The organism is Vibrio sp. PSi01 (genome assembly GCF_054960695.1).
The window spans coordinates 116,189-143,168 of the sequence record NZ_JBHNYN010000005.1; the positions used below are offsets into that span (position 1 = coordinate 116,189).

A 26,980-nucleotide genomic window follows, 5' to 3' on the forward strand; every position below is an offset into this window, starting at 1 on the left:
AATATAAAAAAAAATGACCCTATAAAGGGTCATTTCTCAAAAAACTAAGTTTACGCTTATTTTGACTTGCGATTTACTGGCTCAACGAAGCTTAAGCTAGTATCCCAAGGCTGCTCAATCCAAGTGTCTTGAGCGATATCAACGATGTACTCATCTAGTAAATGTGCGCCAGATGGTTTTGCACAAACTGCGATTAGTTTCGCTTTCGGGTACATTTCGCGAAGTTTACGTGCAGTGTCACCACTATCAACAAGGTCTTCAACGATAAGGAAGCCTTCGCCGTCACCCTCAGGTGCTTTAACTACCGTCATATCACGTTGGTGATCGTGGTCGTAGCTAGAAATACAAATCGTATCTACGTGACGAATACCTAGCTCACGGGCCAAGATTGCACCAGGAACTAAGCCACCACGGCTTACTGCCCAGATGCCTTTCCACTGTTCTGCTGGCATTTGCTTTTCTGCTAGTTGGCGGCAGTAAGTCTGCATGTTGTCCCAAGTGATAACGAATTTGTTGCTCATAGTATAAAACCTAATAATTTTGTCATGTTATTAGAGGCTATGCGAAACATAGCCTCTTCAACGATTAAGCAGAAATCTAGACGATTAAGCGAAAATATATTTAAGAATAAAGATAGCCGACATTACCCACACTGCAGGTGAAACGTCACGACCTTTACCACTTAGCAGCTTAATTGCAGCGTAAGCGATGAAACCTAGTGAGATACCCTCAGCAATAGAGTACGTCAGCGGCATTAGCAAACATGTTACCACGACTGGTGCAGCTTCCGTAAGATCACGCCAATCAATGCCAACTAGACCAGACATCATTAGAATTGCTACATAAAACAGCGCACCAGATGTTGCGTAAGCCGGGATCATGCCTGCAAGCGGCGAGAAGAAAAGAGCCAGTAAGAATAAGATACCAACAACAACTGCTGTTAGGCCGGTACGACCACCCTCAGCAACACCAGCAACACTTTCTACGTAAGAGGTTGTGTTTGATGTACCTAATAATGCACCGATAGACGTTGCTGTAGAGTCAGCGAGTAGTGCTTTATTCAAGCGTGGTAGTTTGCCGTCTTCTTTAATTAGGTTTGCTTTTGTTGCAACACCAACCAAAGTACCGGCAGTATCGAATAAATCGACAAACAAGAATGCAAATACCACTGAAATCATACCGATTTCGAATACAGCAGAGAAATCAAGCTGCATGAATGTAGGTGCTAGGCTTGGCGGTGTAGACATGATACCGCCATATTGAACGTCGCCAATTGCGATACCAATCGCTGTGATTGCTAAAATAGCAATCATTACTGCGCCTTTAACACCACGATGAACGAGAGCAATAGTAAGGAAAAAACCCAGTGCGCCTAGAATAGGAGCAACCGCGGTAATATCGCCCAGTGAAACCTTAGTTGCTGGGTTAGAAACCACGATGCCAGCATTGCTAAGTGCAATGAACGCTAAGAAAAGGCCTATACCTGCAGAGATACCAACACGCAGAGACATAGGGATCGAGTTAATAATCCATTCACGAATCTTAAAGATACTTAAGAAAATGAAGATTACGCCTGATACGAAAACTGCTGCCAGAGCAACTTGCCACGTATAACCCATACCCATTACAACAGCGTAGGTAAAGAATGCGTTCAACCCCATGCCTGGAGCTTGAGCAATTGGGTAGTTAGCAACAAAGCCCATAATGAAACAGCCAATAGCAGCCGCTAAACAGGTTGCTACAAATACAGCGCCATGGTCCATCCCAGCGTCAGCTAGAATCATTGGGTTTACAAAAATGATGTAAGCCATTGTTAGGAAGGTTGTTAGACCTGCGATGATTTCAGTGCGCACATTGGTGCCATTTTCACTGAGTTTGAATAGCTTTTCGAACATTATCGAATCCTATAAGGGTAAAAAGTAAACGGTTGCGTAATCGATTGGCTGTGGATTATAAAGTTATCAAATAACAAATTCCAGATAGAATTAAGGCTCTAATTAATATTTATCCGAATGGCGTATGAAACAAAGCGATTAAAAACATAAACTGAATAATTAAATAATCATTAAAAACAAAGATTTAAAACAAAACAAAACAAAAAAAACAACAATTATACTTGATTACTTTTTCGACCATCGATTATTTTCATTGAGAATCTAGCCATCAAATTCTCAAATGAAACCCACAAGAGTTGTGTATTTTTCAACAGGATTCGTAATAAGGCGTGAATTGATCGTTTGGCGTTTAAAAAATAACCGCAACGAATGACAGAGAAATAATGAATGAATGAAAGTGGTTGGGAACAAGATAGGCGATAAAGTAGCAGGCAAAAAAAACGCCACTCAAAAATGAGTGGCGGTAGAATCAGTCAACCAAAGGGTTGTAAAAGAATTCCAATATATAGGGGTGAACAAACTGTTCAAGTTACAAGCAGCTGGTATTAGTAACCAAAGCTTGTTGGGTATGCAAAGTTGCTAGTGTAAACAGAGCTGTTAAGCCAGAACATTGCAGATGGTAAACCTTTCATAACTATCACCTTAATAAATCAATAAAAACGAATTTGATTTCTCGGTTCCCTGGAGGCGATAAAACGGACTCATCCTTTGAGCATTTACTCTTCACTTAAGAAGTTGGTTATTAATATACCTCAAAGAAAAAAGATTACAAGTTTTTCCTGCTCCACATCACACTTTTAGCTGCTTATGGTTATTTTACAAACTAAATCTCGTAATTAAATTACACAACAGAACTAAATAAACGTTTGCCTGAATTAATTATAAGCATCAAGACACTTACTTATGATCAAATGAACAATCTAGCTTTCAAAATTTGAGGAGTCTGGGGCTTAGAAGCGCTACTCGTCAAAACGCGCAAGTGGTATGCTGTTGCCATCAAAACAGACCCATATTTTAGATTTTTGTTCTAACTTTCCATCCATCCAAATCCTAAATATATGGTTATCAAATAAAAAAGGAGTCATCCGTGTCTGAATTCCATTCTGAGATCAGTAAATTGTCCCCTGCCCCTATTTGGCAGTTTTTCGATAAGATTTGTTCAATCCCACACCCTTCAAAGCACGAAGAAGAGCTTGCTCAATACATTATTGCTTGGGCAACAGAGCAAGGCCTAGATGTGCGTCGCGATCCAACGGGCAACGTATTCATCAAGAAGCCAGCGACACAGGGCATGGAAAACAAGAAAGGTGTCGTGCTACAAGCTCACATCGATATGGTTCCACAAAAGAACGAAGACACAGTTCATGACTTCGCTAAAGACCCAATCCAACCGTACATTGATGGTGAATGGGTTACTGCAAAAGGCACAACACTTGGTGCCGACAATGGTATGGGCATGGCTTCTTGTTTGGCCGTTCTTGCTTCAAACGAAATCCAACACGGCCCTATCGAAGTTCTACTAACCGTAGATGAAGAAGCGGGTATGACTGGTGCTTTCGGTCTTGAAGCGGGTTGGTTAGAAGGCGATATCCTTCTTAATACCGATTCAGAGCAAGAAGGCGAAGTGTACATGGGTTGTGCTGGCGGTATCGACGGTGCAATGACTTTCGACATCACTCGTGATGCAGTCCCTGATAATTTCGTTACACGTAAGCTAACGCTAAAAGGCCTTAAAGGCGGTCACTCTGGTTGTGATATTCACACGGGTCGTGCAAACGCAAACAAATTACTTGCTCGTTTCCTAGCGGGTCACGCAAAAGATCTAGACCTTCGTATCATAGAGTTCAAAGGTGGTAGCCTTCGTAACGCTATCCCTCGTGAAGGCTTCGTAACGGTTGCAGTACCGGCTGAAAACCAAGAGAAACTGGCTTCGCTATACAACTACTACACTGAGCTTCTATCTACAGAGCTGGGTAAAATCGAAGACAGCATCGTAACATTCAACGAAGAAGTAACCGTTGAAATGGGTACTCTTACTCAAGCAGAACAAGCTCGCTTTATCGCGACACTTAACGCATGTCCAAACGGCGTGATTCGTATGAGTGACGAGATTGAAGGTGTTGTTGAAACGTCTCTAAACGTAGGTGTTATCACAACAGAAGAGAACTCAATCACAGTGCTTTGCCTGATCCGTTCTTTGATCGATTCAGGTCGTAGCCAAGTAGAAAGCATGCTGCACTCTGTTGCTGAGTTAGCAGGCGCTAACATCTCGTTCTCTGGTGCTTACCCAGGTTGGAAACCAGACGCAGATTCAGAAATTATGCATATCTTCCGCGACATGTACGAAGGTATCTACGGTCACAAGCCAAACATCATGGTTATCCATGCAGGTCTTGAGTGTGGTCTATTCAAAGAACCTTACCCGAATATGGATATGGTTTCTTTCGGCCCAACAATCAAGTTCCCACACTCTCCTGATGAGAAAGTGAAGATCGACACAGTTGAGCTATTCTGGAACCAAATGGTTGCACTGCTTGAAGCAATCCCAGAAAAAGCATAATTCGATAATATATATACTCAATAGATGCTGCTTACAGTAAGCACCGTTTATTCAAAACAAAATAAAACAGGTACTCAATGAGTACCTGTTTCTGTATCTAATCTTTGTAATCGACTATTTGTGACTAAACAAGCAATTAAGCGCGTGTAGCCGCGTAGCTCTCTAGCTCATCAATTGAAGTTTGTGCCACAACTTCACCATCGATGAAGTACGTCACCATCTCGCCATCGCGAACACCGATTAATGTAGCACGCTCACCAGATTGGTATGTAATATCCATTTGGATAGTGTTTTCATCGATCTGCTGCATTTGACCTTTTTCGATCATATCAGCACTTGTGATAGGACCTACCGGCGCTTCCGTTAGAGACGGATCCAGTTGATGGTTAATATCAAGGTAAGTATCCATCTTAGTATCAAAGATATGCGGGGTACCAGTTAGAGGGTTACTACCCGTCCAGAACTCTAGCGAGTTGAACACTAAGTAATCGGCAGCAATAGTTAGACCGTAAGCTGGTGCTAACAATAAGTTTAAACCACCACGAGCATAACGGTTATCAACAGCTTTAAGGTTGAATTTCATTAAGTACCCCGTCACTGCGTTGCTACCAACGCAGCCAGATAAAGCAACTGATACCACCGCCAGAGCTACGACTTTTGAAATTGTTTTCTTCATTTTTATCTCGATATTTGAATTTGGCCACCAAAAATGGCGATGGATAATAGCAGCCATCACATTCTGAATTATCAGATTAAAATCAATAAATTGTCAAAAAAATCACAAATTGAAACACCCAAAATTATCGCAAATTAAAAATTGAAACCAATAACCACCCCCCTCCATAAAAAAGTTTTGTCGTCACAGTAAAGCGATTGATTCGTACTAAAAATCAACGATTGCTACATTCCGTGTTAACGAATTATCACTATGTTGAGAACAACCTAAATGGCAAGACTAAAACCTAATCAACCATTCGAATTACTTGGTTATACTGTTCAGCCAGGACAACGAAAAGAGATTGAACTACAGGCAGCTCAGCTTTACACGCACTCTCCACTTTCGATCCCGATTGAGATCATCCACGGTCGCCAAGCAGGCCCAACACTAATGGTAAACGCTGCTATTCACGGTGATGAGCTAAACGGTGTTGAGATTGCACGACAGTTAACTAACGCAATAGAACCTAATAAACTGAAAGGTACATTAATTGTTGTGCCGATCGTAAACGTATTTGGCTTCATTCATAAATCTCGTTACTTACCAGACCGTCGCGACCTAAACCGTTGCTTCCCAGGTAGTGAGAAAGGCTCATTGACATCACGCATCGCTTACACCTTCTTCGAAAACGTAGCGAAGCACTGTGATTACATTTTGGATCTACATACAGGTGCTATTCACCGTACTAACCTGCCACAGATTCGTGCAAACCTATCAAATCCAGAAACATTACGAATTGCGAAAGCGTTCGCAACGCCAGTAATCATTGATTCACCTTTGCGTGATGGTTCACTGCGTAGCGAAGCTGAAAAACTGGGCATCCCGGTACTGACTTATGAAGGTGGTGAAGCGCTGCGTTTTGATCCTTTAGCGATTCGTGCAGGCTATCTAGGCGTTCATCAAGTGATGAAAGAAATAGGCATGTTGCGCCCTAACCGTAAGAAGTTGCCAGAGCCAGTATTGAGCAAATCCACCAGCTGGATCCGCGCTGAATCAGACGGCATCTTGCGTAATATGGTAAGACTTGGTGAGCAAGTTGAGGCTGGGCAAACTCTAGCTTACATCAGCTCTCCTTTGGGCCACGAAGAAGGCCAAGTGATCACAACCAAAGGTGGTATTGTGATTGGCCAGCAAACGCTGCCTCTTGTCAACGAAGGTGATGCAGTATTCCACATTGCTTACTTCAAACAAGACGATGAAGAAGTAGGCCAATCAGTAGAAAGCTACATTGAAGAAGTAGCAGAAGACGATTGGCTAACCACACTGAACAACTGATTAAAGCTTGATAGAGCGACGTTAAAAGCGATAAATAAAAACCGTCGCTCTTAGGCAAAATAGAAACGAACTCCACAAACGAAAAAGCCCCAATATAGTCACCTATATTGGGGCTTTTTTTATAAGTCCCTTATCTTAAAATTAAGGGACCTATAAGTTAATCGTGCACCGAATTACTCAGCGTCTTCCTCTTCTGCACGAGCTTTAGCGCGTGCTTCACGAGCTTGCTCAGCTTTAAGCTCTTTAGTGTGACGTAGTTCGTCACGCTCTTTACGCTGCTCTGATTTACGCTCGTTACGTTCTGCTTGGTTTGCGATGAAAGATGCTAGTTCTTTCTCTGCCCACTCTTGTGCTAGAGCTTCAGTTTCGAAACCAGACTCACGCTTAGATACTGTAGTACTGCGAGATGTTACTTGACGAGTAATCTCTGCACACCAACCGTTGCGTTTTTCTGTAAGGCGGATATCAAATTTTTTGTTCTTAGACATGTTCTATTTTTTCCTAAGGGAGATCATTACGGGATCGGTCAACTTTGATAACTCCATCTAAGTGGGTATCTTTTAACACCATCCCTTGGTAAGCGCGGTATTAGAGCACAAATCAACACATATTGCTGCAAATATTTGCAGCGGATCACACTCTAGTGCGGTAAATCGTTTGCGAGTCATTTCAATTCGTTCATAACTCCAAAATAGCTTCCAATTTACGGGGCACTTTCTCGATAACGAGCAAATGAACTATGCTCAAATAGAGATAAATGAAAGAGATAGCCTATAGACTCGGATCTCACCATCGAAACATCTCACCTACTCCGCCCATAATTACAATAGCGAAGGGGTTGCTATGGATAGCTTTATAAAAAATTTACCTAAAGTTGAACTGCACTTACATATTGAAGGTTCGTTAGAACCAGAACTGATGTTCAAACTCGCCAAGCGTAATAACATTTCAATTCCCTTTGAAAACCCAGACCAAGTAAGGGACGCGTACCAATTTCACAATCTTCAGTCCTTTCTCGATATCTATTACCAAGGCGCTAACGTACTCATTCATGAACAAGACTTCTACGACCTGACATGGGCTTATCTACTGAAGTGCCAGCAAGATAATGTGGTTCATACCGAAATATTCTTCGACCCTCAGACTCACACTGAACGCGGCATTGCCTTTGAAGTCATAGTCGGTGGGATCACTCGAGCTTTGAATCAAGCAGAGCAAGAACTTGGCATCAGCAGCCAACTGATCATGTGCTTTCTGCGTCACCTTGATGAAGACAGCGCTTTTGAAACGCTCAAACAAGCACTTCCCTATAAAGATAAGATCATTGCCGTTGGGCTAGATTCATCAGAACAGGGCAACCCGCCAGAGAAATTTAAACATGTATTCCAAGAAGCTATCAACCAAGGCTTCCTGACCGTCGCACACGCCGGAGAAGAAGGCCCAGCACAAAATATTATCGACGCACTGAGCTTGTTAAGCATTACCCGAATTGATCATGGCGTTCGCTGTGTTGAAGATGAAAAATTGATGGAACAGCTAATCGCTAAACGCACACCGCTGACGGTCTGCCCACTATCGAATACCAAGCTCAAAGTCTTCGACACCATGCAAGAGCACAACATCGTCGAGTTGCTGAGAAGAGAGCTATGCGTCACCATCAATTCCGATGATCCCGCTTACTTCGGCGGGTATATGAATGATAACTTCCTCGCCGTCGCCAATGCTCACATGGTGACGAAAAACGAATTAGCACAGTTCAGTATTAACGCCATCGAAGCCAGTTTCATCTCACCTCACGCCAAAGAAGCTCTCATTGCACAAGTGCGCCAATATCTTGCTGAAAATATTCACTAAAAAATGGACCTATGCTGCGATCAAAAAAAGGGAAGCTCAATGTTTCCCTTTCAAAATGAGTTCGAAAATCAATACGCTTAGCCTGGGTGACCATCCACTCTTGGGGTTAACAGCATCATGCCAAACTTCCAGATAAATAGACCAAACGCTAACGTCCACAAACCTGCGCTGATGTTCACAATTTCAAACAAGTAGGCAGGGAAGAAAGTCACGCCTAAACTGCGAACGAGTGCTGCGATAAAAATAGCAGAGAACGCCAAAGCCATACTCTGCCCTTTATAGATAGCACGACCAGTATGCCCCATCGTCACACGCGTAATCATCGCTAGAATTAATCCACTCAGACCGCCAATAGCAAACAGGTGCAGCATGTTATGGCTTGCGAACGGGTTGTCTAACAAACCTCTCAGCAACAAACTCAAGGGAATACATAAGTAAGCCGCATGCAGTGACCACACCAAAGGTTCAGATAATGTCGTCCACGGTTTCCAGCGAATGAAGCGTACCAATTGAGCTGCTCCCGCAAATACCATCAATTGATTGCCAATTTGAGCAAAAGTTAATGGGAAGAAGCTCAACACAAATAAACCAACCAAAGGTAGATTCGCTAGCCATTCCAACCAAACCAGTGGCTGAGCTTTTTCAAACTTAAATCGACGCGCCGTAAAGAATGGAATCACTCGTCCACCCATTACAGACAGCAACAACGTAAACCACCACAACATCGCGTGCCATACTGCAGACGATGGGAATGGAGGCATGCCCTTTATCGTTGCGTAACTGGTAAAGTTCGCCACAATAGCCAATATAAACAACGGAACAAAGAACAAGTTCTTCCAGCCTTTTGACTTCACAACTCGGAAACCAATTTCGTAAGCGGCAAAGATCAAAAACAGCGCCTCAACCGATGAGATCAGCCACAAAGGTGCAGGAGTCCAAAATAGAAGGCGAGGTGCAAGCCATAATCCCACTAAGGCAGCCAATCGATAATGCTTAGTGCCATTGACTCCCGTCCACGTTTGCACCGCCGTTAAAACAAAGCCGACAACAATCGCCATAGCAAAGCCAAACAACATTTCATGTACGTGCCACCAAAGCGCAGGGACTTTTAAAATCTCCGGCTGACCATTTTGGAACATGACAACCCAAGCCACGATAGCGATAACGGCATAGAGACTGCCCAAAAAGAAGAAAGGTCGGAAGCCTAAACGCAGATAGGCTGGAATTGCGTCTTCTACACTTTTATCTGTGATATTTAACAAACTCGTTCCTCATTTCAGATAACGGCCAAGAATGGCTTATATGGAATTAGTATAAATAGCCAAATTCATGATGCAGTCATCATTACTGTTATTTTTATTTAAGTAATGCACGAAACGCGCCAAAGGTATAAACCCAATAAAAACAATCATAAACGCGTAAAAAACACAAAAAAAAGAGTCAATTAAACACACCAATACATGTTAATTAGACACGAAAGTGTTAAAAATAATAACTACTGACATTTAGTTACTTGGAACATATAGTAAGACTAGTCTCAAATTCAAAAGAACAGACAGGGAACGCGATGTATATTTTCGGTTACGGTAGCTTAATCAACTCCTCTTCACGTCAACTAACAGGTCAAACTGGACAGGCCATTCCTGCAATTGTGCATGGCTTAGTGCGCCATTGGAGTAAAATTGATGACAGTTACGTGTTGTCCCCCCTCATAGTCAATCCAGGAGATGGTCAAGTGAATGGAGTATTGCTTGAGGTTGATGATATTACACTGGCTGATTTTGATCGCCGTGAACGCGGTTATCACCGAATCGAACTCAAAGCCGATCAGATAGAGAGCAACACTGAGTTCAAGCAGGATCAATCGATTTGGGTATACATCAAAAACGAAATTGAAGCGCCTTGCGAGAACAGTCCTATCGTTCAAACCTATGTCGATACGGTATTAGCAGGATGTTTAGAGGTGTCTGAAAGCTTTGCGGCGCACTTTGTTAAACACACACAAGGTTGGCATCACCCATTAGAAAATGATCGCCACCAGCCTAAATACGGCAACCTTGCAGGAGTTTCCGATCATCACCATAGTGTAATTGATGGCTTGATACTGACCGTACGCGGCTAGTTAATATACATAGCTAATTGCTCGACAAAGCTAGCTAATTTAGGTTGGTGAACACATTGACTCACCAACCTAAAGCGAGCTTAAACGACACGAATACCCGCTGGCATCACACGTTCTGGTGTCAGCAGTACACTTTCAGATTCACCTTCCGTTTCTGCACATAACAACATGCACTCAGAGGTGTGGCCTCTCATCTTCGCTTTCGCTAAGTTACACAATACAACCACTGGTTTGCACATTAACTCTTCTTCGGTGTAGTAAGGGACAAGGCTGGTTACCGTTTGTAGCGTCTTCTACTTGCACAATGTAAAGCTTGTCTGCGTTTTCATGACGCACAACCTCAATGATCTTACCCACACGCATTTCTAACTTAGCAAAGTCACCATAAGAGACAGTATCCATTTCTCACTTCCTATATTGATTGGTTTCCACTCATTAAAAATATTTACTAAAATTAAGTAAAATGTAAATGTTTACACTAGCATTAATCCTAATAGTTACAAGCGGTAAAGATCGCATTAATGGAAGTAAAATGAGAGTTTCATTGCCTTACCTTCATTGTCGGTGTTAAATAGATACAGCAATGAATAGAGGTAAAAGATGGCAACAATTAAAGATGTAGCAAAGGAAGCTGGTGTTTCAGTTGCAACCGTATCTCGAGTCGTAAACAAGTCTCCGAAGGCAAGTGCAAATTCAATTGAGTCTGTAACTAAAGCCATGACAAAACTCGGCTATCGTCCGAATGCCAATGCTCGTGCGCTTGTAAGCCAAAGCACGAACACGGTTGGTGTGTTAGTGGGTGATATCTCCGATCCCTTTTTTGGCACCTTAGTTAAGGCTGTTGATAATGTCGCACGCGAAAACGGTAAACATATCCTTGTCGGCAATGGTTCTCACGATCGTGAAGAAGAGAGACAAGCCATTGAGTTGCTGATCAATAGTCGCTGTGATGCCTTGGTGATCCATTCCAAGGGATTAACGGATGAAGAACTCATCGCCTACGCAAAAGAAGTAAAAGGCTTAGTGTTGATCAACCGTTATATTGCCGAAATCGCCGAGCGTTGTATTTTCTTAGACAATAAGAAAGGCGCTTACCTTGCTACAGAATATTTGATTCGTCATGGTCACAAGAACATCGCATGTATCGCTTCATCACACAGCATTGAAGATGCCGATGAACGAGTGCAAGGCTATCTAGCTGCACTCTCTGATTACAAAATCGCGCTGTCTGAAAGCTACATTGAATACGCCGCTCCAACCAGTGACGGTGGCGAGTACGCAATGACCAACCTATTGACCAAATCTCTCCCGATTACAGGCCTTGTGGCTTACAACGATTACATGGCGGCTGGTGCGTTATCTGTACTTGATGAAAACGGTATTCAAGCACCAGATAAAGTATCGATTGTTGGTTTTGATGACGGCTTAATTGCGCGTTATGTACACCCTAAGCTAACTACGATTCGCTACCCTATTCAGATGATGGCAGAGAAAGCCACTCGCCTAGCGCTTGTGCTAGCTAAAGGTCGAGGTACCTCTTCCGAGCCTATGATGTTCTCTCCTACTTTAGTGCGCCGAAATTCGGTAGAAAAAATCTAAATTTTAGTCAACTCATCAAACAAAAAAAAGCCCTAACAGAAGCAGTTCTGTTAGGGCTTTCTCACCATACTCTTCCCAACAATAATCCCTTTGTTGGAGCCAATTAGCATAAACCGTTTTGAGCTAGAATGGACTAGTTTGAATAATCCCCCGAAAATTCAAACTGGTAACAAGTTCGATAGTGGTATTCCTGTTCAGGCCTAAGAATACAACTTTCTTGCTTCCACTCTGGGTGGTTAGGTGAGTCTGGTAAGAACTGGGTTTCCAATGCAATACCTGCATAGTCTTCATAAGTGCCACCGTTTCGATTGGGTGTTCCACCCAACCAATTTCCGGTATACAGCTGTATAGCTGGCTTAGTAGAAAAGACTTTCAAGGTGACAAGTGCATCAGGCGACGTCACTGTAGCTGCGCATTTATCGCGCTTACAGCCATCCGCTAAAAGAAAAGAGTGATCATAACCTTTGGCCGCTTTTTGTTGTTCATCCCCAAGCAAACGTTCAGAGATCATCATAGGCTGACTGAAGTCAAAGCTAGTCGATTTCACCGCCTTTAAATTGCCTAATGGGATACCAACAGCGTTAGTTGGTAAATATTGTGAAGCATTGATACTAACAATATGAGACAGACAATCGTGACCGTTATTCGCCCCTAGTAGATTAAAGTATGCGTGATTCGTTAGGTTAACCACGGTTGGCTTATCAGCGGTTGCAGAGTAGTTAATGGAAACTCGATTATCTTCGGTTATGTCATAACGCACCGATACATTCAAATTCCCCGGAAACCCTTGGTCTCCATCAGTAGACTCTAGAGTAAACACCACTGACGTTTCTGTTTGCTCGGTAATATTCCAACGACGTTTATCAAAACCATCAGGACCACCATGCAAGGTATTGCCCGCTTGGTTGGTTTCCAACTTGTAGTTCTGGCCGTCAATTTTGAAACGACCATTGGCAATGCGGTTAGCATAACGACCAACCGTTGTGCCCATATAACTGGCTTGTTTCTCGAAGTTCTCCATTGAGTTTACACCTAACAAAACTTCACGTTTGTTTCCTTTGACTGGCAGGATACAACTCAACCACGTTGCACCAATATCCATGAAGGTGACTTGCATGCCATGCTTGTTGGACAAAGTAACTAACTGAGCAGGTTGACCATCATAGGCTGCCGTTTGTGTCATGGATTGATGCAAATTCTGCTCTGAGGTCATTCTAAATTCCTTTCTAGTGCCAGCAAAAAACCTCTACATTAGGTAAAGGATTTACTATTTGGCCTACCATGATCTTTTTACTCGGTAGACCTTCGCTTTTGAGCATTAAGTCTCTAAACAGCTAGATTACTTCAACAAGACCCGCTCCGTCTTTAGCTTGGCACACATAAATAGATTCTTTTAGCCCCGTCGCCACTTGATATTTCTGTTCAACGGCTGTTTTAATTTCACCAACCAATGCAGGTGGAACCAATGCCACGATACAACCGCCAAAACCGCCGCCAGTCATACGTACACCACCTTGCTCACCGATCACTTCTTTAACCATATCAACCAACGTGTCGATCTCTTTCACTGTGATTTCAAAATCGTCTCGCATTGAAGCATGAGATTCTGCCATCAACTCGCCCATACGCTTCATATCATGAGTACGTAAAGCTTGAGCCGCTTCAACGGTACGGTCATTTTCAGTAATCACGTGACGAGCACGTTTCGCGACCATTTCATCTAACTCAGACTCTTTCGCTTTGAATTGTTCAATGGTCACATCACGCAGTGCCGGAACACCAAAGATGCGCGCCGCTTCTTCACATTGCTCACGACGCGTGTTGTATTCGCTGTCGACTAAGCCGCGTTTTTTGTTTGAGTTAATGATAACCACAGCCATATCTTCTGGCATAGAGACAGCCGTTGTTTCTAGGCTACGACAGTCCAACAGCATCGCGTGGTTTGCACGACCTTCTGCAGAGATCATTTGGTCCATGATGCCGCAGTTACAACCAACGAATTCGTTTTCGGCTTGCTGACCATTCAGAGCGACTTCCGCTTGACTAATCTCTAGGTTGTAAAGCACCTTGAATGTCTGACCGATGACCACTTCCAGAGCCGCAGAAGAACTTAAACCCGCACCTTGGGGCACGTTGCCGGTTACAGAGATGTCGGCACCTGTAAATTCAAAGCCACGCCCCATTAGGCACTTCACCACACCACGAATGTAGTTAGCCCACATTTTGTCTTGTTGGAATGTAATCTCTTGAGTTAAATCGAACTCATCTACTGCATTACCGTAGTCTACTGATACTACACGCACGATGTTGTCGTCACGCTTAGCCGCTGCGACTACCGTTTGGTAGTTAATGGCACACGGTAGAACAAAACCATCGTTGTAGTCGGTATGCTCACCAATCAGGTTCACACGACCTGGAGCTTGAATTATGTGAGTCGCTTGGTAACCAAGGACTTGCTCAAAAGATGCTTTCACGTTTTGGATCAGATCAGACATAAGTAAACTCTCTGCTTAACTCTTTAATCAATTGGTTATGGCCCCTTTACGACACCACTTTAATTCTTTTAGATTCCCGACTTCTTCGTTCCTCACTCTCGGGATTGACGCTAAACGTTTCAATGAAACTGTCATTCCAGGATCGACGGACGAGATATCAGAAATCTCGCTCGTTATCTACGAAGTAGGCTATTCCTGCTCTTTGTAGTGAACGTCACTCAAATCACGAAGACGTTGCGCGGCTTGTTCTGCGGTTAAATCACGCTGAGATTCCGCCAACATTTCGTAGCCCACCATGAACTTACGAACCGAAGCACTACGTAACAGTGGCGGGTAGAACAACGCATGCAGTTGCCAGTGATCGATGTCCGTACCTTCTTCGAAGAACGGTGCATAGTGCCAGCCCATTGAGTAAGGGAATGAACATTGGAACAAGTTATCGTAACGACTGGTCAGCTTCTTAATCGCAAGCGCTAAATCATTACGTTGTTCGTCAGTCAGTTCACTCATACGGCGAATGTGTGTTTTTGGTAGCAACATAGTTTCAAATGGCCACGCTGCCCAGTAAGGCACTACGGCAATCCAATGTTCAGTTTCAACCACAGTACGTGAGCCGTCTTTCATTTCAGCTTCAACGTAATCGACTAACAGGTTCGAACCTTGTTGCTCGAAGTACTCTTTCAGTAGCTTTTCTTTACGTTCAATCTCGTTTGGCAGAAAGCTGTTCGCCCAAATTTGACCGTGTGGGTGAGGCTGAGAACAACCCATGGTCTCGCCTTTGTTTTCGAAAGCTTGAACCCATAGGTAATCTTTACCTAGCTCTTCAATCTGCTCGTTCCAGGTATCAATCACACCACGGATTTTATTAACTGGTAACTCTGGCAGCGTTTTGCTGTGGTCCGGAGAGAAACAGATAACGCGGCTCAACCCGCGAACACCTTGAGTCTTGAATAGAGGGTTTTCAGACTCTGGAGCGTCAGGTGAATCAGGCATCAACGCCGCGAAATCGTTACTGAATACGTAAGTACCATCATAATCTGGGTTTTCGTCACCCGAGATACGCGTATTGGTCGGGCACAAGAAACACTCTTTCTCATACGCTGGAAGTTGCGCAGTCGATGGCTTTTCATCTTGGCCGCTCCACGGACGCTTTGCTCGGTGCGGTGATACTAAGATCCACTGACCCGTTAATGGGTTATAACGACGATGTGGGTGGTCTACTGGGTTAAATTCAACTTTTGACATGTTTAGGTTGCTCTCAAATTTTGTGTCTTGGTCAATTCACCAAGATGAATAATTCTTCTACAAGGAGATTCCCTATCACGCTCGTTCCTCGCTGTAGGGAATGACGTTCAGAAATCGTAGTTTTAAAATTCGTCATTCCAGAATAGAGGGACGAGTTATCTGGAATCTCTCTTTTCTCATCTATTACCTTTGCATTCCCCAATGAAATTGGAGTTGCAGCTAGGCAGCTTCAATCACACAGGCTAAGGCTAGTAGCCATTCGGGTTATTCGACTGCCAATTCCACGTATCCGCCGTCATTTCCATCACGCTGCGCGTCGCCTTCCAGCCAAGCTCTCGCTCTGCTTTTTTAGTACTTGCCCAACATTCGGCAATATCACCTGCGCGGCGTGGGCATAGTTCATAAGGAACTAGCTTGCCCGATGCTTGTGCGAAGGCTTCAACCATCTCGAGTACACTTGAGCCTTTGCCCGTACCTAGGTTGTAAATGTGTAAGCCCGCTTTCTCGCCCACCACTTTTAGCGCTGCGACATGGCCATCCGCTAAATCCATTACATGAATATAGTCACGAACGCCTGTGCCATCGACTGTTGGGTAATCGTTTCCAAAAACAGCCAATTTTTCACGGCGACCAACGGCTACTTGAGCAATAAACGGCATCAGATTATTTGGGATACCTTGTGGGTCTTCACCCATGGTGCCTGATGTATGTGCACCAACAGGGTTAAAGTAGCGCAGTAACGTCACGCTCCAGTCGTTTTCAGCGTTGAATAGATCGCTCAAGCACTCTTCCACCATGTATTTACTGCGACCATAAGGGTTAGTTGTCGCGCCAGTTGGTGAAGTTTCAGTAATCGGCACCACTTCTGGATCACCGTAAACAGTAGCCGAAGAACTAAACACGATGCTTTTCACGCCTGCTTTTTTCATGCTTCGAGCTAACACCAGTGAACCATTTACGTTGTTATCGTAGTACTCCAAAGGCTTAGCCACCGACTCCCCTACCGCTTTCAGACCAGCAAAATGAATCACGGCTTGGATATCATTCTCTGAAAACACGCTATCTAGAAAAGATTGGTCACGAATGTCGCCAAGATAAAACGTTGGTCGCTTGCCAGTTAACGATTCGATTCGTTCCAGCACTAGCTCTTTGCTATTGCAAAGGTTATCAACAATGATCGGCTCCATACCTGCCTGTATCATTTGAATGCATGTATGACTTCCGATGTAACCCATGCCGCCCGTAACCAGTACTTTCACAATCAACCTCTCTTTGTCGTCATTCGTGGGCTAACTCGAACTGATATTCAGCTCAGTAGCACCGTATGTCAGAAATAGTAGCAGCCATTTTAACTATAATTCTGTGATCAAAACCACGAAGTGTAAACGTTTACACTAAGTTTAATCATTGGTACAGAATAAGACATAGAGATAACGCATAGATATTAACCTCTAAACCATTGAATCTTAATAATATAATTATAGATAGTTAGGTTTTAGACATCACAAATGAGTTGAGCATTTATTTTACTAAAAGTTAATGCAATGACGTCTAGTTTGATTACAATAGGTTTGTAGAATAAAGAGGTGCATTGCTTTTTTACTAAATACCAATTTCAAAGCAGCGCAATATTCCAATAACAGGAAGTGAGTATGGCAACGTTAAAAGATATCGCGACTGAAGCGAATGTATCATTGGCTACAGTTTCAAGGGTTCTCAATGAAGATCCAACATTAAGCGTCAAGGAAGAGACCAAAAGGCGTATCTTTGAAATTGCAGAGAAGTTGGAATACAAAACCAGCAGTTCACGAAAAACCGTTAGCAGTAAAAAACAAAACCATCACTTTCTAGCACTGTATAACTACAAGCAAGAAGTTGAAGTTAACGACCCTTACTACCTATCGATCCGCCATGGGATTGAAACCCAATGTAAAAAGGTGGAAGTTAAGCTAACCAACTGTTATGAGAGCAAAATACAGATTAACTCAACGCCAATCACAGGTGTTTTGTTAGTAGGAAGAATGACACCGGAGGTTATCGAACAAGCCAAAAAGCTAAGCGATAATATCTGTTATGTCGATTTCACTGATCACTCTGAACCTTATGACTCTGTCGATATCGACCTGGCTTTGATCAGCAAAGAGATCACCAACTTCTTTATCAACCAAGGCTATCAACGCATTGGTTTTATTGGCGGACAAGATAACGTCAACACTCCTGATATTCGCGAAGTAGCCTTTGCTGAATACGGTAGCCTTAAGAACGTTGTCAGTGAGCAAGACATCTACCGTGGTGACTTCTCTAGCTCATCAGGTTACAAGCTTGCAAAACAGATGCTCGCGACTGACGACTACCCTAAAGCCATGTTTATTGCATCAGATTCCATCGCTATTGGCGTTTTACGAGCGATACATGAACACGGATTGCGCATTCCTGAAGATATTGCGCTGATCAGTGTAAATGACATCCCAACCGCTAAGTTTACTTTCCCATCTTTATCAACGGTTCGTATCCATTCTGAACTGATGGGAATTCAAGCTGTTAACCTTCTGATAGAGAAAGCGCGCGACGGCCGAACCATCCCATTACGCGTCTATGTACCAAGCAAAATTAAGCTGCGTGACACAACAAAATAGTTATAAATATCAAATAAATAAACCAAAGCCACCTTTATTTAAGGTGGCCTTTTTTTGCTCATCACATATATCAATCGACACATATCCTCCTCTTTAACCTGCTGCATAAATCAACCAATAGCATTCTTTTAAGTGGATCACACAGCACCGCAAAAAGACCATAAAAACGTGATTAAGTTAAAATAAAACCTTCCAATAATTCAGTAAATACTTTACTAATAATTATATCAAACCAAAAGTACTCGTATTCACTAAGAACCTATTATGCATAAGAAAAAAATGCAAAAACGTTTTAGAGAGAACGGTTCAGCTACTTTCAACTATTGCATGGCCAATGGAAGGCCACAGCGATCTTAAATACGCAGATGAAGGTTTCCTATTACCAATTGATGTGCCTTTCGTACCATAAGACAACCCAACTGGCACAGACATCATGAGACATCATGAACGTAACCTTCTACAACGCGGGCGGTATCTTGATCTTCCTTGGCTACGCATGGTAGAGGTACGGTCAATACGAGAAAAGCTTATCTCCAGAAGAGAACAAACTAGAAGCAAAACCTGAACCGGTGAACGCTTAGTTTTACCCTACATTCTGATTGAATACTTAAGGTACTCCCATTTGGTGAGTACCTTTTTTATGACTAAATAACAAGCTCTTAGACTATTTGGCCTACCATGATCCTTTTACTCTATTCACTGTACGTTAGCCTATGTCACCACAATGGAAGCGCACCTGATAATGGTAATGCTCTTTCAATAATTTGAACTCATCATGGACACTGGGCGTCCATGAGTCATCGCCACCGACGCCCATATGGAAGCCATCCACATAAACAAACAGCTGTTCTTGTTCTGTTAAGTCACAAGTATGCTTTGCCTTCTGTAACTGCTGTAACCCAAAACGACTGACTGAGAAATGGAAGTCTCCTTGCAATTCAAATGCTCCCATTTTTGCGTCACGAACATCACAACGCAAGCCACAATCAGAAGGAAAAATATACGGGGTATGCATTCGTTCAATGCTCTGCTGATATCGCCCCATATGGGCTGACATTTTTCGGTCTGGGTAGTTTTCGTGTGGCCCACGACCAAACCATTCCACACCATCAGGCACATGGTTCAAAGCAAACTCAAAACCGACTCGTGGCAGAGAAGGCAAACCTTTCGCCGCTTGAACATGCACTTCAATGTTCACTTCACCATCAGCAAACAGTTGATATTGCCACGTAGAGAGCAAACGTACTTGCCCCTCAACTAAGTGGGCAATTCTTGCAGTCACTGACACCGAGTTTTGCTGAGTAGAACATGAAAATTCGATGCATTCTGGAGTGAGCTTGTCTAACTTCATCGCCTGCCAGCGGGCTATCCATGAATTAGGATCGACTCGATTTGCTTCACTGACACCGATATCGTTGTCTAATGGTGCACGATAAAAGTTATCTCGAAGGCCACTAGCAAGTTGTTCCACCCCTTTGACTTTCCAGCTCTCTAATGTCCCAGATAATCTGTCGAACTCTACTTGATAAGCATCTCCAATCACCGTCAGCAGCGCATCGGTTTCAGTCACTTTTGGTGGAAATTGAGAGAGGTTGGCATCCAACATCAATTGCGGCTGAGTGGGTAAGGTAAGCTGTTCAATCGCCGTCACATGACCTTTATTCGCCCATGCAGTATTGGTGTTTAATACCACTTCTAGATTGAGGTAATTTAGCGCGTTGGCCGTATGAGGAATAGTCACACCATTAAGTTCTATCTGGACACTCTCGTCCGCATCAACCATCAATTCGATACAACCATCGCACGTGACCACACCATTCTGGGTAACCGTCCAATTCAACGTTTCAACCCTGCTGGTCACAAATAGGTGTTCGCTGTGTACTTCAATCACCAGTGGTGATGCAGACACCAGCTTGAACTGATAAAACTGTTGCGCCTTTTTCACTTCATGCAGCGTTGGATGTACCGTTCTGTCTGGGAATACCAAACCATTAATGCAGAACTGGCGATCATTAATCTCGTCGCCGAAATCACCACCATAGCCCCAATATTGTGTGCCGCTCGAATCGGTTTTGGTGATCCCTTGATCGACCCAATCCCAGATAAATCCGCCCTGTAATCTTGGGTTGTCTCTAAACGCCTGCCAGTATTTATCAAAGCTACCCAGACTGTTCCCCATTGCATGGGCGTACTCACAGAGAATAAGAGGACGGTGCTCGTTTGGTAGAGCGATCGCTTTGCGAATACCCACGCGAGGTGTCACTTCAGGTTGACTCTCAACCACAGGTAAATCCCAATCAACCCGCGCATACATAGGACATAAAATATCGGTCGCTGCTGTATCAGCACCGCCACCTTCATACTGAACGGGACGTGTTGGATCAGCTTGCTTCACCCATTGATACATCGCATGGTGATTACGACCAATCCCCGACTCATTACCCAACGACCAAATGATCACGCTGGCGTGGTTTTTATCGCGTTCCACTAGCCTTGTCATTCGTCTCATGTACGCATTCAACCACGACGAATCATTAGACAGTCGACACATCGGAAACTGACCATGGGTTTCCACATTCGCTTCATCTACCAGATACAGGCCATACTCATCACACAGTTCATACCATAATGGGTGATTAGGATAATGAGCGGTTCTAACGGCATTGAAGTTATTTTGTTTGAGCAGTTTGATGTCTTGAATCATCCCTTCACGCGTCATGGTGTGCCCCAATTCAGGGTGATGTTCATGGCGATTCACACCACGAATCAGCAACGACTTACCGTTAACTTTGAGCAAACTATCGGTAATTTCAACACATCGAAATCCGACATCGTAAGCCTCACAATCGACAAGCTCATCATGTTTATTGAGCAATGACACCACACAACGATACAGATAAGGTGACTCGGCACTCCACTTGTTCGGATTCACGACCGAAAAGCAGTGCTCTGCGACTTCAGACCAAGGCCCTTTCTCATCCACAACTCGCTCACCAAAGCCCACGATTTGAGGTTCACAAACCAACTGTCCTTGAGCATCATAAAGTTCAGCTTTCAGCTTATCGAAGCCTTCTACATCATTGCTGTGCTTGGTTATTTGCGTAGAAATATTTAAAACCGCATCGCGATAGCAAGCATCTAGCTGAGTCTCAATACCAACATCCTCGATTGCGACCTTGGGCTTTCTCAATAAAGTCACATCACGGAAGATGCCGCTGAGCCACCACATATCTTGGTCTTCAAGATAGGAACCATCAGACCAACGCAGCACCATGACAGCTAGCGTGTTCTCGCCTGCTTGTAAGTATTCAGACACGTCAAATTCAGCCGGTAATCGACTGTCTTGCGAATAGCCAACCCACTTGCCGTTGCACCACAAATGAAATGCAGAATTCACGCCATCAAAGGTCAGCCTATGGGTATCTAATAGCTCCGGTTCCGTGCAGTTAAAATGCGTGCGGTAGAGTCCTGTCGGATTATCGCTAGGGACGAAGGGAGGGTTATCAGCGAAAGGATATTTCACATTGGTATAGATCGGTTTATCAAAGCCTTGCATCTGCCAGTTGCTTGGCACCGCGATCGACTTCCATGAGGAATCATCAAAATGTTCAGAGACAAACTCTTCGCAGACCAACTCCGGCGAATCGAACAGCTGAAACTTCCAAACCCCATTGAGAGACAAGGTGCGTGACGAGTTCTTCCCCACAGCCTCTGCCAACGAGGTGTAACCATTCAAAGGAGCATGAGCCTCAACAACGTTATGATGAGTGATGTGTTGGTTTTCCCATTCGCGGGCAGAGATGATCTGAGAGAAAGTTCTCATTAAGTGTTCCTTACGATAAACCGAATATAGTGAATCATTGCAAGTAGTACTAGGCAGGTTGTAATGGGTGCCTCTAGTGCTCAAAACGAGGAACACTAATCAAATAACACTAACAATGACAAACTGAAAAGGAAAAGAGCCGCAGCAAGAGTCGCTGCGGCAGATAACGTATTACTTAAAGGTACGCTTGCTCACCTTATCGAGTTTCTTCAAGATTTTTTCGATTCGGTCTGGGTGAACCATAAACTCTTGGAAGCCTTTCATGCCCTCTTTGGCCATCGCGGGATCGGTATCACGGTCATAAAACTGAGCCGTACCTTCGGTAGAAGAGAGCATCGCAACGCCTTTGTCCAAGAACGGATCAGATTTCGCTTTGGCTTTGTTGTTAGTTGGGATTTGCAACAGCATCTCATTGATTAGCTGCTGATTTTCTGCACGTGCAACAAACTCTAAGAACTTACGCGCGTCTTCTTTGTTCTTCGCTTTTGAAGGAATATGTAGCGTATCCATTGGTGCATCTTCAGACATAGGTACGCTTGAGTCGATCACAGGGAATTGGAAGAAATCCATTTTCCCATCCAACTCTTCAGGGAAGTTTGGCGTGATAAAGTTACCCATTAGGTACATCGCCGCCTTGCCGTTATACAAGAACGGTTGAGCTTCCTGCCAAGAATAAGAGGCGTGGTTTTCTAGGTAGTAACCCGGTTCAACAAGTTCAGCCCAATTAGCAAAGGTTTTCTTAACACGTTCATCAGAATAAGACACCTTGCCTTCCATCAACTGAATATGAAAATCCAAGCCGTTAGTACGCATGTTGATGTAATCAAACCAACCTGCCGCGGTCCAAAGATACTTAGTACCGATCGCAAACGGCGCCACACCATTTTCTTTAAGTGTTGCAGACGCAGATTTCAAATCTTCCCACGTTTTCGGTTCTGCAATTCCATATTGCTCAAAGATGTCTTTACGGTAGTAGATGCCCCATTGGTAATACGTGTATGGCACACCAAACTGCTTACCTTGCACTGTCATCGCAGGAGCGGCAGCCGCAAAGTCTTGCTTCATGTTGTTGTCTGTCCAAATATCGCTCACATCTTCGAACAGACCACGGTCAACAAAGGCTTTCATTCGGTTACCCGCATACCAGAAAACCACATCAGGCGGCGAAGTGACCAACCAATTACGAATCGTTGTTTTGTACGACTCGTGATCGTACAAATTGTACTTCACCGTAATGTCGGGGTTTTCTTTTTCAAAGCGATTGATGATCTCACCCCACGCTTCTTTCGGCGCTGGATCGGAAGCATCAGAGTTGATGACTAAGGTTCCTGCAAACGCGGTTGTAGAAACGGAGGCGGCAAGCACTGCTGTGGCAGCGATATGTTTCACGTATTTCATATTGAGGTCCTTGTTATGGAGCTAAGCTCTCTAAGTCCAATTCTTATAGTTTTGTCTTGTAGGGTTTTCGTGCCTTTTTTACTCTTATAGTGAATCCAAGTTGGATCTATTCAGTTAAGGCGGCTAACGTCGAGCCACCTTACTTGATTCTGTTTAAGTCTCCTTTCACCATTCTAGAAGAACGTTTTATCCTTTCGTTGCTCCCAATGTTAGGCCTGCAATAAAGTGTTTCTGCATAGTAAAAAACAGAACCACTGGTGGAATGGCTGCCACTACCGCACCAGCAGACATAAATTGCCAAGATGCTAACCATTGGCCTTGCAGTGAACTAAGACCAGCAGTCACAGGGCGGACTTCGTCGCTCTGAACCAATACCAACGCCCAGAAAAAGTCATTCCAAATAAAGGTAAACACCAAGACTGCTAACGCCGCTAATGCAGGGCGAACCAGAGGCAGTACCACGTGCCAAAATATTTTCCACTCACTGACTCCTTCAACTCGTGCTGCTTCAATCAAAGCATCGGGAATACCAACAATAAAGTTACGCATGAACAAAGTGCAAAAACCGGCTTGGAAAGCGATATGGAAGAAAATCAGCGCCCAATGAGTATCGTATAAACCCAATCCAATGGTTAAATCACGCACTGGAATCATCAAAATTTGGAACGGAACAAAGTTGCCCGCGATAAACATCGCAAAGATCCAAACATTGGCTTTGAAGTTGTATTTCGCCAAGGCGTACCCAGCCAAAGTCGAAAGAGCGACAGCACCTGCGACCGCTGGCAATGTAATAATCAAACTATTGATTAAGTACTGCCCCATCGAGGTCGAGGTAAAAACTTGGGTGTAGTTCTCAATGAACTGAATCTCGTTCGGCCACCCCCAGTAGTTACCCTTATTGATATCATCCATCGAGCGAATCGATGTCATCATCACAGCAATAAGTGGCAGTAACCACATCACTATCGAGATAGGTAGCGCGACTCGGTAACTGATATTAGTAAAGCGACCGGCTTTTTGAATTGGTTGCGGGAACATTATTTTTCACTCCTTAACATGCGCCACAAGAAGTAAGCGATATAGACATCCATGATCAGAAACAGCACCACGGAAACCGCGGCTCCGTAACCCATTCGATAGTTAAAGATCGACTCTTCATACATTTGATACGCCAGTACCGTCGAGCTTCCCCAAGGTCCACCCGCCGTCATGGTTGCCACTAAATCGAAAGAACGCAGGGCACCAATCACCGTCACCACAACAGCAATAAATGTCGCCGGTCTTAATTGCGGCAATACCACATACCACAACATCCGCCACTTCTTCGCCCCATCAAGGCGAGCGGCTTCTAGCTGTTCTGGATCTAGGTTATTCAAACCCGTTAAATACAAGATCATGCAGTAGGAGATTTGTGGCCATAAACCAGCGGCAATAATTCCATAAGTCACATAATCTTCATCGGCGAGAATCGAAATAGGTTCAATACCAAACGCACCTAATGCAATGTTAAAAAGACCAAATGACGGGTCATAGAACCAAGCAAATACAAGGCCGACCACCACTTGAGAAATAACAAACGGGAAGAAAAATAGGGATTTGACGACACGAATACCTCTCACTTGTTGGTTTAGAAAAAGGGCAATCGCCAAGCCACAAGGTGGCGCAAGCATAAAGAAGATCAACCAAAGGAAGTTATTCGTTAGAGAAGTGTAGAAAGCCTCGGAATCAAACAGTTCACGATAGTTTTCCAGCCCTACCCACTCTTTTTCACCTAGCCCATCCCATTCAAAGAAGCTAAGCCAAATACTGTCCAAGATTGGATAGATAACGTAGAGAGAGAAGATAGCGATAGCCGGGGCTAAGAACAGCCAAGGCGACACCTTAGAGCTTATGCGTCTTTTCTTCTTCGCTGACGGGGTGCGATTTTGTGGGTATATCGTTTTCACAGATTGCTCCATTTCCCGAAATTCCTTGTCTTCAAAGCTTCATTTACTATTTGGTCAATTTCCACCTAGATTTCTAAATTTCATCTAGCAACTCAGCATTTATAATGATTACGTTCAAATATTAGGCTTATTGATAACATTACGCACAGTTATGTTTTATTTTTGTAAACGTTTCCACAAAAAACACTACAGATCGTTAAATTTATATGACTCGGATCAATAAATCATGCGAGGCATCTAACAAATTTCTGATGAAAGCGTATGTTTTAAAGGCAAAGTGATGTAGTCCAACGAAGCAAGGAGAGAGCATGGCTGATATCAGCTTAAAACAGGTCATCAAACGATATGGTGATGTTCAAACGATCCATGGTGTTGATCTAGAAATAAATAATGGCGAGTTCGTCGTATTCGTTGGTCCGTCTGGTTGTGGTAAATCAACCCTCTTACGCTTAGTTGCTGGCTTGGAAGAGATTACTGAAGGTGAGATCCATATCGGTGATGATCTTGTAAACGATGTCGATCCTGCCGAACGTGGTGTCGCAATGGTATTTCAGTCTTATGCCCTTTATCCGCACATGACTGTTGAAGAAAACATGGGCTTTGGCCTGAAAATGAACGGGGTCGCCAAGGAAGTCGTCGAGAAACAGGTCACGGGCGCAGCAAAAACGCTTCAGTTGGAACCTTTATTGAAACGTAAACCTAAAGAATTGTCAGGTGGACAACGTCAACGTGTTGCTATTGGTCGAGCAATTGTTCGTAACCCGAGAGTGTTCTTATTCGACGAACCTTTGTCTAACCTAGATGCAGAACTCCGTGTCGATATGCGCTTACAAATCGCCAAATTACATCAAGATCTGCAAAATACCATGATCTATGTAACGCACGATCAAGTGGAAGCCATGACGCTTGCCGACAAAATAGTCGTACTTAGAGATGGCCGAGTTGAACAAGTTGGTTCGCCACTCGAACTGTATCACTCTCCTCAAAATGAGTTTGTGGCCGGCTTTATTGGCTCCCCGAAAATGAACTTCTTACCTTGTTTGGTCAATAACATCTCTGAGACTCATGCTCAACTGACCGTAAATGGCTCGAGTAAAATTACTCTACCACTGCCAAGTGATGGCCTTGCAGAAGGGCAAAAACTCACTCTCGGTATTCGACCTGAACATTTAGAGATTAATGGCGAGTCGGATATCACCATTGAGTTCCAGAGTGAGGTCGTAGAAAGGCTAGGCAACAGCACTTATATGTTTGGTCAGTCTTGTGGTGTAGACAGCTTTAAAGTTCATCTGCCCGGAGATCAAGAGGTCACTCGCTATCAGTCTCTCAATCTAAATTTCTCATCAAAAGATTGTCATCTGTTTGATGCTGAAGGGCAGAGAATTAATTAAGCGTTTAAAAACGGTAAAGCTAG

General features: G+C 43.7%; 20 protein-coding genes and 1 pseudogene. 7 read left to right on the forward strand and 14 right to left on the reverse strand.

Annotated elements, in window-relative coordinates; all coding sequences use genetic code 11:
• Positions 1–56 precede the first annotated feature (56 nt).
• Positions 57–521, reverse strand: coding sequence for a xanthine phosphoribosyltransferase (gene gpt, locus ACFI6G_RS09615; RefSeq protein ID WP_010436346.1), 465 nt, complete (start codon positions 519–521; stop codon positions 57–59).
• Positions 522–605: 84 nt separating this feature from the next.
• Positions 606–1,895: an NCS2 family permease gene (locus ACFI6G_RS09620; RefSeq protein WP_010436344.1), complete on the reverse strand. Its 1,290-nt coding sequence runs from the start codon at positions 1,893–1,895 to the stop codon at positions 606–608.
• A 1,087-nt stretch (positions 1,896–2,982) separates the two neighbouring features.
• On the opposite strand from ACFI6G_RS09620, the gene ACFI6G_RS09625 reads away from it, so the two are divergent.
• Complete coding sequence (locus ACFI6G_RS09625) at positions 2,983–4,455, forward strand: aminoacyl-histidine dipeptidase (RefSeq protein WP_102418152.1); 1,473 nt, start codon at positions 2,983–2,985, stop codon at positions 4,453–4,455.
• 136 nt (positions 4,456–4,591) lie between these two features.
• On the opposite strand, the gene ACFI6G_RS09630 is transcribed toward ACFI6G_RS09625, so the two are convergent.
• Positions 4,592–5,131, reverse strand: a complete 540-nt coding sequence (locus ACFI6G_RS09630) for a DUF3332 domain-containing protein (RefSeq protein WP_010436340.1) — start codon at positions 5,129–5,131, stop codon at positions 4,592–4,594.
• 270 nt (positions 5,132–5,401) lie between these two features.
• Here ACFI6G_RS09630 and ACFI6G_RS09635 point away from each other — a divergent pair, with 270 nt between their 5' ends.
• Positions 5,402–6,448, forward strand: a complete 1,047-nt coding sequence (locus tag ACFI6G_RS09635; RefSeq protein ID WP_010436338.1) for a succinylglutamate desuccinylase/aspartoacylase family protein — start codon at positions 5,402–5,404, stop codon at positions 6,446–6,448.
• 173 nt (positions 6,449–6,621) lie between these two features.
• Here the strand turns inward: ACFI6G_RS09635 and ACFI6G_RS09640 are convergent, their stop codons facing one another.
• The gene (locus tag ACFI6G_RS09640; RefSeq protein ID WP_010436335.1) at positions 6,622–6,936 is read right to left on the reverse strand and encodes a DUF3622 domain-containing protein; all 315 of its coding nucleotides are present in this window, start codon (positions 6,934–6,936) and stop codon (positions 6,622–6,624) included.
• Positions 6,937–7,291: 355 nt separating this feature from the next.
• Between ACFI6G_RS09640 and ACFI6G_RS09645 the strand changes: the two genes are divergently transcribed.
• A complete protein-coding gene (locus tag ACFI6G_RS09645; RefSeq protein ID WP_462710258.1) occupies positions 7,292–8,302 on the forward strand; it encodes an adenosine deaminase in 1,011 nt (336 codons plus the stop codon).
• A 77-nt stretch (positions 8,303–8,379) separates the two neighbouring features.
• On the opposite strand, the gene ACFI6G_RS09650 is transcribed toward ACFI6G_RS09645, so the two are convergent.
• Positions 8,380–9,564: an NnrS family protein gene (locus ACFI6G_RS09650; protein WP_016791372.1), complete on the reverse strand. Its 1,185-nt coding sequence runs from the start codon at positions 9,562–9,564 to the stop codon at positions 8,380–8,382.
• Positions 9,565–9,869: 305 nt separating this feature from the next.
• Here ACFI6G_RS09650 and ACFI6G_RS09655 point away from each other — a divergent pair, with 305 nt between their 5' ends.
• Entirely contained in the window at positions 9,870–10,424 is a 555-nt protein-coding gene (locus tag ACFI6G_RS09655; protein WP_010436312.1) for a gamma-glutamylcyclotransferase family protein, read from the forward strand.
• A gap of 80 nt (positions 10,425–10,504) precedes the next feature.
• Here the strand turns inward: ACFI6G_RS09655 and ACFI6G_RS09660 are convergent.
• Positions 10,505–10,826: pseudogene (locus ACFI6G_RS09660) on the reverse strand (tRNA-binding protein).
• A gap of 198 nt (positions 10,827–11,024) precedes the next feature.
• Between ACFI6G_RS09660 and ACFI6G_RS09665 the strand changes: the two are divergent.
• Positions 11,025–12,023, forward strand: a complete 999-nt coding sequence (locus tag ACFI6G_RS09665; protein WP_010436305.1) for a substrate-binding domain-containing protein — start codon at positions 11,025–11,027, stop codon at positions 12,021–12,023.
• 133 nt (positions 12,024–12,156) lie between these two features.
• Here ACFI6G_RS09665 and galM read toward each other — a convergent pair whose 3' ends face one another.
• The 4 genes from galM to galE form a co-directional block, all read right to left on the reverse strand.
• Positions 12,157–13,236: a galactose-1-epimerase gene (galM, locus tag ACFI6G_RS09670; protein WP_010436301.1), complete on the reverse strand. Its 1,080-nt coding sequence runs from the start codon at positions 13,234–13,236 to the stop codon at positions 12,157–12,159.
• A gap of 121 nt (positions 13,237–13,357) precedes the next feature.
• A complete protein-coding gene (gene galK / locus ACFI6G_RS09675) occupies positions 13,358–14,518 on the reverse strand; it encodes a galactokinase (protein WP_372260701.1) in 1,161 nt (386 codons plus the stop codon).
• Positions 14,519–14,707: 189 nt separating this feature from the next.
• Positions 14,708–15,763: a UDP-glucose--hexose-1-phosphate uridylyltransferase gene (locus tag ACFI6G_RS09680; RefSeq protein ID WP_016787772.1), complete on the reverse strand. Its 1,056-nt coding sequence runs from the start codon at positions 15,761–15,763 to the stop codon at positions 14,708–14,710.
• A 248-nt stretch (positions 15,764–16,011) separates the two neighbouring features.
• Entirely contained in the window at positions 16,012–17,022 is a 1,011-nt protein-coding gene (gene galE / locus ACFI6G_RS09685; protein ID WP_010436291.1) for a UDP-glucose 4-epimerase GalE, read from the reverse strand.
• A 393-nt stretch (positions 17,023–17,415) separates the two neighbouring features.
• Between galE and ebgR the strand changes: the two genes are divergently transcribed.
• Positions 17,416–18,399, forward strand: a complete 984-nt coding sequence (gene ebgR, locus ACFI6G_RS09690; protein ID WP_102418431.1) for a transcriptional regulator EbgR — start codon at positions 17,416–17,418, stop codon at positions 18,397–18,399.
• A 706-nt stretch (positions 18,400–19,105) separates the two neighbouring features.
• On the opposite strand, the gene ACFI6G_RS09695 is transcribed toward ebgR, so the two are convergent.
• The 4 genes from ACFI6G_RS09695 to ACFI6G_RS09710 all read right to left on the reverse strand — a co-directional run bounded on the left by ACFI6G_RS09695 (position 19,106) and on the right by ACFI6G_RS09710 (position 25,578).
• Positions 19,106–22,222: a beta-galactosidase gene (locus tag ACFI6G_RS09695; RefSeq protein ID WP_102418430.1), complete on the reverse strand. Its 3,117-nt coding sequence runs from the start codon at positions 22,220–22,222 to the stop codon at positions 19,106–19,108.
• A gap of 171 nt (positions 22,223–22,393) precedes the next feature.
• Positions 22,394–23,620, reverse strand: a complete 1,227-nt coding sequence (locus tag ACFI6G_RS09700) for an ABC transporter substrate-binding protein (protein WP_016786422.1) — start codon at positions 23,618–23,620, stop codon at positions 22,394–22,396.
• Positions 23,621–23,806: 186 nt separating this feature from the next.
• Positions 23,807–24,658 (reverse strand): carbohydrate ABC transporter permease, encoded by an 852-nt coding sequence (locus ACFI6G_RS09705; RefSeq protein ID WP_010436280.1) that lies wholly within the window; start codon positions 24,656–24,658, stop codon positions 23,807–23,809.
• The gene (locus ACFI6G_RS09710) at positions 24,658–25,578 is read right to left on the reverse strand and encodes a carbohydrate ABC transporter permease (protein ID WP_010436277.1); all 921 of its coding nucleotides are present in this window, start codon (positions 25,576–25,578) and stop codon (positions 24,658–24,660) included. The genes ACFI6G_RS09705 and ACFI6G_RS09710 overlap by 1 nt, the downstream gene beginning before the upstream one ends.
• A 296-nt stretch (positions 25,579–25,874) precedes the next feature.
• On the opposite strand from ACFI6G_RS09710, the gene ACFI6G_RS09715 reads away from it, so the two are divergent.
• Positions 25,875–26,957, forward strand: a complete 1,083-nt coding sequence (locus ACFI6G_RS09715; protein ID WP_010436275.1) for an ABC transporter ATP-binding protein — start codon at positions 25,875–25,877, stop codon at positions 26,955–26,957.
• Positions 26,958–26,980: the final 23 nt, after the last annotated feature.

Coding starts and splice junctions, on each gene's coding strand:
- ACFI6G_RS09695 (WP_102418430.1), bottom strand. CDS start 22,222: ATGAGAACTTTCTCTCAGATCATCTCTGCCCGCGAATGGGAAAACCAA.
- galM (WP_010436301.1), bottom strand. CDS start 13,236: ATGACCTCAGAGCAGAATTTGCATCAATCCATGACACAAACGGCAGCC.
- ACFI6G_RS09715 (WP_010436275.1), top strand. CDS start 25,875: ATGGCTGATATCAGCTTAAAACAGGTCATCAAACGATATGGTGATGTT.
- ACFI6G_RS09705 (WP_010436280.1), bottom strand. CDS start 24,658: ATGTTCCCGCAACCAATTCAAAAAGCCGGTCGCTTTACTAATATCAGT.
- ACFI6G_RS09635 (WP_010436338.1), top strand. CDS start 5,402: ATGGCAAGACTAAAACCTAATCAACCATTCGAATTACTTGGTTATACT.
- ACFI6G_RS09640 (WP_010436335.1), bottom strand. CDS start 6,936: ATGTCTAAGAACAAAAAATTTGATATCCGCCTTACAGAAAAACGCAAC.
- ACFI6G_RS09710 (WP_010436277.1), bottom strand. CDS start 25,578: ATGGAGCAATCTGTGAAAACGATATACCCACAAAATCGCACCCCGTCA.
- ACFI6G_RS09645 (WP_462710258.1), top strand. CDS start 7,292: ATGGATAGCTTTATAAAAAATTTACCTAAAGTTGAACTGCACTTACAT.
- ACFI6G_RS09680 (WP_016787772.1), bottom strand. CDS start 15,763: ATGTCAAAAGTTGAATTTAACCCAGTAGACCACCCACATCGTCGTTAT.
- ACFI6G_RS09665 (WP_010436305.1), top strand. CDS start 11,025: ATGGCAACAATTAAAGATGTAGCAAAGGAAGCTGGTGTTTCAGTTGCA.
- ACFI6G_RS09630 (WP_010436340.1), bottom strand. CDS start 5,131: ATGAAGAAAACAATTTCAAAAGTCGTAGCTCTGGCGGTGGTATCAGTT.
- ACFI6G_RS09700 (WP_016786422.1), bottom strand. CDS start 23,620: ATGAAATACGTGAAACATATCGCTGCCACAGCAGTGCTTGCCGCCTCC.
- gpt (WP_010436346.1), bottom strand. CDS start 521: ATGAGCAACAAATTCGTTATCACTTGGGACAACATGCAGACTTACTGC.
- ACFI6G_RS09655 (WP_010436312.1), top strand. CDS start 9,870: ATGTATATTTTCGGTTACGGTAGCTTAATCAACTCCTCTTCACGTCAA.
- ebgR (WP_102418431.1), top strand. CDS start 17,416: ATGGCAACGTTAAAAGATATCGCGACTGAAGCGAATGTATCATTGGCT.
- galK (WP_372260701.1), bottom strand. CDS start 14,518: ATGTCTGATCTGATCCAAAACGTGAAAGCATCTTTTGAGCAAGTCCTT.
- ACFI6G_RS09620 (WP_010436344.1), bottom strand. CDS start 1,895: ATGTTCGAAAAGCTATTCAAACTCAGTGAAAATGGCACCAATGTGCGC.